The sequence below is a fragment of the Pseudomonas sp. NPDC087626 genome (genome assembly GCF_044743405.1).
Lineage (GTDB): Bacteria > Pseudomonadota > Gammaproteobacteria > Pseudomonadales > Pseudomonadaceae > Aquipseudomonas.
This window is the reverse complement of the sequence record NZ_JBIUWJ010000024.1, coordinates 1-3,990: the sequence shown is the minus strand read 5'-3', so window position 1 is coordinate 3,990 and position 3,990 is coordinate 1. Positions and strand designations below refer to the sequence as shown.

Sequence of the window (3,990 nt, the reverse complement as noted above, 5' to 3'; positions counted from 1 at the left end):
GTACGGCAACGCTGTACGTCGTCGATGGCGCGCACTATACGGAGCGTCGTTTTAACTGTAAACCCCTGATATCAAAAAAACAGGGGAAATTTTACGAATGCTGCCGGGCGGTCGCATTCCGGCGGCAGGAAAGGGCATTTGGGGCCTTCAGTAGCCTGAAATTTCCCGTTTCATTACGCCTATGCCAAACTAACCCGCATATAGACAAGGTGAAAACTCTCTAATGGCCGATTGGCAGTCCCTCGATCCCGAGGCCGCTCGTGAAGCGGAAAAATATGAAAACCCTATTCCTAGCCGCGAACTGATCCTTCAGCACCTTGCTGATCGAGGTTCGCCTGCTAACCGCGAGCAACTGGTCGAAGAGTTTGGTCTGACCACAGAAGACCAGGTCGAAGCCCTGCGCCGCCGCCTGCGCGCCATGGAGCGCGACGCTCAACTGATCTACACCCGTCGTGGTACTTACGCACCGGTGGACAAGCTCGACCTGATCCTTGGCCGCATCAGCGGTCACCGTGACGGCTTCGGCTTCCTGGTGCCGGACGACGGCAGTGACGACCTGTTCATGAGCCCGGCGCAAATGCGCCTGGTGTTCGACGGCGACCGTGCCCTGGCGCGCGTGTCTGGCCTGGATCGTCGCGGGCGTCGCGAAGGCATGATCGTCGAAGTGGTGTCGCGTGCTCACGAAACCATCGTCGGCCGCTACTTCGAAGAAGGCGGCATCGGCTTTGTCGTCGCTGACAACCCGAAGATCCAGCAGGAAGTGCTGGTGACCCCGGGCCGCAACGCCAACGCGAAGGTCGGTCAATTCGTTGAAGTAAAGATTACCCACTGGCCAACCCCACGCTTCCAGCCGCAAGGCGACGTGGTCGAGGTAGTGGGTAACTACATGGCGCCGGGCATGGAAATCGATGTCGCCCTGCGCACCTACGACATTCCTCACGTCTGGCCGGAAGCGGTCCTCAAGGAAGCGGCCAAGCTCAAGCCGGAAGTCGAAGAGAAGGACAAAGAGAAGCGCATCGACCTGCGCCATCTGCCGTTCGTCACCATCGACGGCGAAGATGCCCGCGACTTCGATGACGCCGTCTACTGCGAGTCCAAGCCAGGCAAGCTGCGCCTGTTCTCCGGCGGCTGGAAGTTGTACGTGGCGATTGCCGACGTTTCCAGCTACGTGAAGATCGGCTCGGCCCTGGATAACGAGTCCCAGGTTCGCGGCAACTCGGTGTACTTCCCCGAGCGCGTGATCCCGATGCTGCCTGAGCAGCTGTCCAACGGCCTGTGCTCGCTGAATCCGCACGTCGATCGCCTGGCCATGGTTTGCGAGATGACCATCTCCAAGTCCGGCGAAATGACCGACTACTGCTTCTACGAAGCGGTGATCCACTCCCACGCCCGCCTGACCTACAACAAGGTCAGCGCGATGCTGGAAACGCCGAAACTCTCCGAGGCGCGTCAACTGCGCGGCGAGTACAACGACGTCCTGCCACACCTCAAGCAGCTCTACTCGCTGTACAAAGTGTTGCTGGCCGCTCGTCACGTGCGCGGTGCGATCGATTTCGAAACCCAGGAAACCCGGATCATCTTCGGTTCCGAGCGCAAGATCGCGGAAATTCGCCCGACTGTGCGTAACGACGCGCACAAGCTGATCGAGGAATGCATGCTGGCGGCCAACGTGGCCACCGCCGAGTTCCTCAAGAAGCACGAGATTCCTGCGTTGTACCGTGTTCACGATGGCCCGCCACCGGAACGCCTGGAAAAACTGCGCGCCTTCCTCGGCGAGCTCGGCCTGTCCCTGCACAAAGGCAAGGATGGTCCGTCGCCGAAGGACTACCAGGCCTTGCTGGCCGGTATCAAGGATCGCCCGGATTTCCACCTGATCCAGACGGTCATGCTGCGTTCGTTGAGCCAGGCGGTGTACAGCGCGGACAATCAGGGCCACTTCGGCCTGAATTACGAAGCCTATACCCACTTCACCTCGCCGATCCGCCGCTACCCGGACCTGCTCACGCACCGGGCGATTCGCAGTGTCATCCATTCGAAGATGAACACCCCGCACGTCAAGCGTGCTGGCGCGATGAGCATTGCGAAGGCGCGTATCTATCCGTACGACGAAGCGACGCTGGAGCAACTCGGCGAGCAGTGCTCGATGAGCGAGCGCCGCGCCGACGAAGCCACTCGCGACGTGGTGAACTGGCTCAAGTGCGAGTTCATGAAAGATCGCGTGGGCGAGTCGTTCCCGGGTGTGATCACCGCCGTGACCGGTTTTGGCCTGTTCGTCGAGCTGACCGATATCTATGTCGAAGGCCTGGTCCATGTCACCGCGTTGCCGGGCGACTACTACCACTTCGACCCTGTGCACCACCGCCTGGCCGGTGAGCGTACCGGCCGCAGCTTCCGCCTCGGCGACACCGTCGAAGTGCGCGTGATGCGGGTTGACCTGGACGAGCGCAAGATCGACTTCGAGATGGCGGAAAAAACCATCAGCGCACCGATCGGCCGCAAGAAGCGCGGCAGCGAAACCGCCGCTCCGGTTGCCAAGACCGCCGCAGAACCGGCGCCGGCGAAAACCGGTCGTCGTGGTCCTGCCAAGGAAAAGGCTGCCGAAGCCTACCGCCCAAGCGATGCCGCGGCGAAAAACGCCGAAGTGCGCAAGAGTCGGGAAATGAAACAGGCGTTGCTGGCCGAAGCGAAAAGCGGTGGTAAAGCGGCGTCTGGGGGAAAGACCGGACGGTCGGCGCCTGAAAAGGCCACCGGCGGCAAGCCAGCCAAACCGAGTAAACACCGTAAGGGTCCGCCAAAAGCGGGCTCGGCTCCAGCCAAAAGCGGCGGGGCACGTAAACCTAAGGCCAAGTCATGAGTCAGTTGGAAAAAATCTACGGCGTGCATGCGGTAGAAGCATTGCTGCGTCACCACCCGAAACGCGTCAAGCAGATCTGGCTGGCCGAAGGCCGCAGCGATCCGCGGGTGCAGACGCTGATCGAGCTGGCCAGCGAAAACCGCGTTGCGGTCGGCCAGGCCGAGCGTCGTGAGCTGGATGCCTGGGTCGAGGGCGTGCACCAGGGCGTGGTTGCGGATGTCAGTCCGAGCCAGGTCTGGGGTGAGGCCATGCTCGACGAGCTGTTGGACCGTACCGAAGGCGCACCGCTGTTGCTGGTGCTCGACGGTGTGACCGACCCGCACAACCTCGGTGCCTGCCTGCGTTCGGCCGATGCGGCCGGTGCGCTGGCGGTGATCGTGCCGAAGGACAAGTCAGCGACCCTGACCCCGACTGTACGAAAAGTAGCCTGTGGCGCCGCGGAAGTGATTCCGTTGGTGGCCGTGACCAACCTGGCGCGCACCCTGGAAAAACTCAAGCAGCGTGGCTTGTGGGTGGTCGGAACGGCGGGCGAAGCCGAGCAGAGCCTGTATCAGCAGGACATGACCGGCCCGACGATCCTGATCATGGGCGCCGAAGGCAGCGGCATGCGTCGCCTGACCCGTGACCTGTGCGACTACCTGGTGCACTTGCCGATGACCGGCAGCGTCAGCAGCCTCAACGTGTCCGTGGCCACAGGTGTCTGCCTGTTCGAAGCCCAGCGTCAGCGCAGCGTAAAAGCTGCAGGGACCGGCAAAAAGTCCTGACCCGGTTGTGTTCCCTGTAGGAGCGAGCTTGCTCGCGATAGCGGTGCAACATTCGGCATCAATGTTGAATATTGCGCCCTCATCGCGAGCAAGCTCGCTCCTACAGGGGTTTGTGGTGTCGCGCAAATGCGCATGCGAACGAACTGTTCAAATATTCACCAATAACCTTGCACCTCTCCTGTCCCTTCTCTACAATTGCGCCCCTTGCTGTGACGGCAGGCACGCATGTGTCTATCGCAAGCAAGTCCATAAGTGTCATTCACTCCTTGTCTGACCGCTTTTGAGCGGCAGGCTACAACCCGTAAGGAGCATTCATGCGTCATTACGAAATCATCTTTTTGGTCCACCCGGATCAAAGCGAGCAAGTCGGCG

At 61.0% G+C, this 3,990-nt stretch carries 3 protein-coding genes; all 3 read left to right on the top strand.

All coding sequences use genetic code 11. The features are described from left to right. The coding region (locus tag ACIOVD_RS19270) for a hypothetical protein (RefSeq protein WP_401129646.1) at positions 1-224 on the top strand (224 nt) is incomplete at its 5' end. Further along, a complete protein-coding gene (gene rnr / locus ACIOVD_RS19265; RefSeq protein ID WP_401129644.1) occupies positions 224-2,854 on the top strand; it encodes a ribonuclease R in 2,631 nt (876 codons plus the stop codon). The genes ACIOVD_RS19270 and rnr, both read left to right, overlap by 1 nt. Then, positions 2,851-3,618, top strand: coding sequence for a 23S rRNA (guanosine(2251)-2'-O)-methyltransferase RlmB (gene rlmB / locus ACIOVD_RS19260; protein WP_095169564.1), 768 nt, complete (start codon positions 2,851-2,853; stop codon positions 3,616-3,618). Before rnr ends, rlmB begins: the two co-directional genes overlap by 4 nt. Positions 3,619-3,990: the final 372 nt, after the last annotated feature.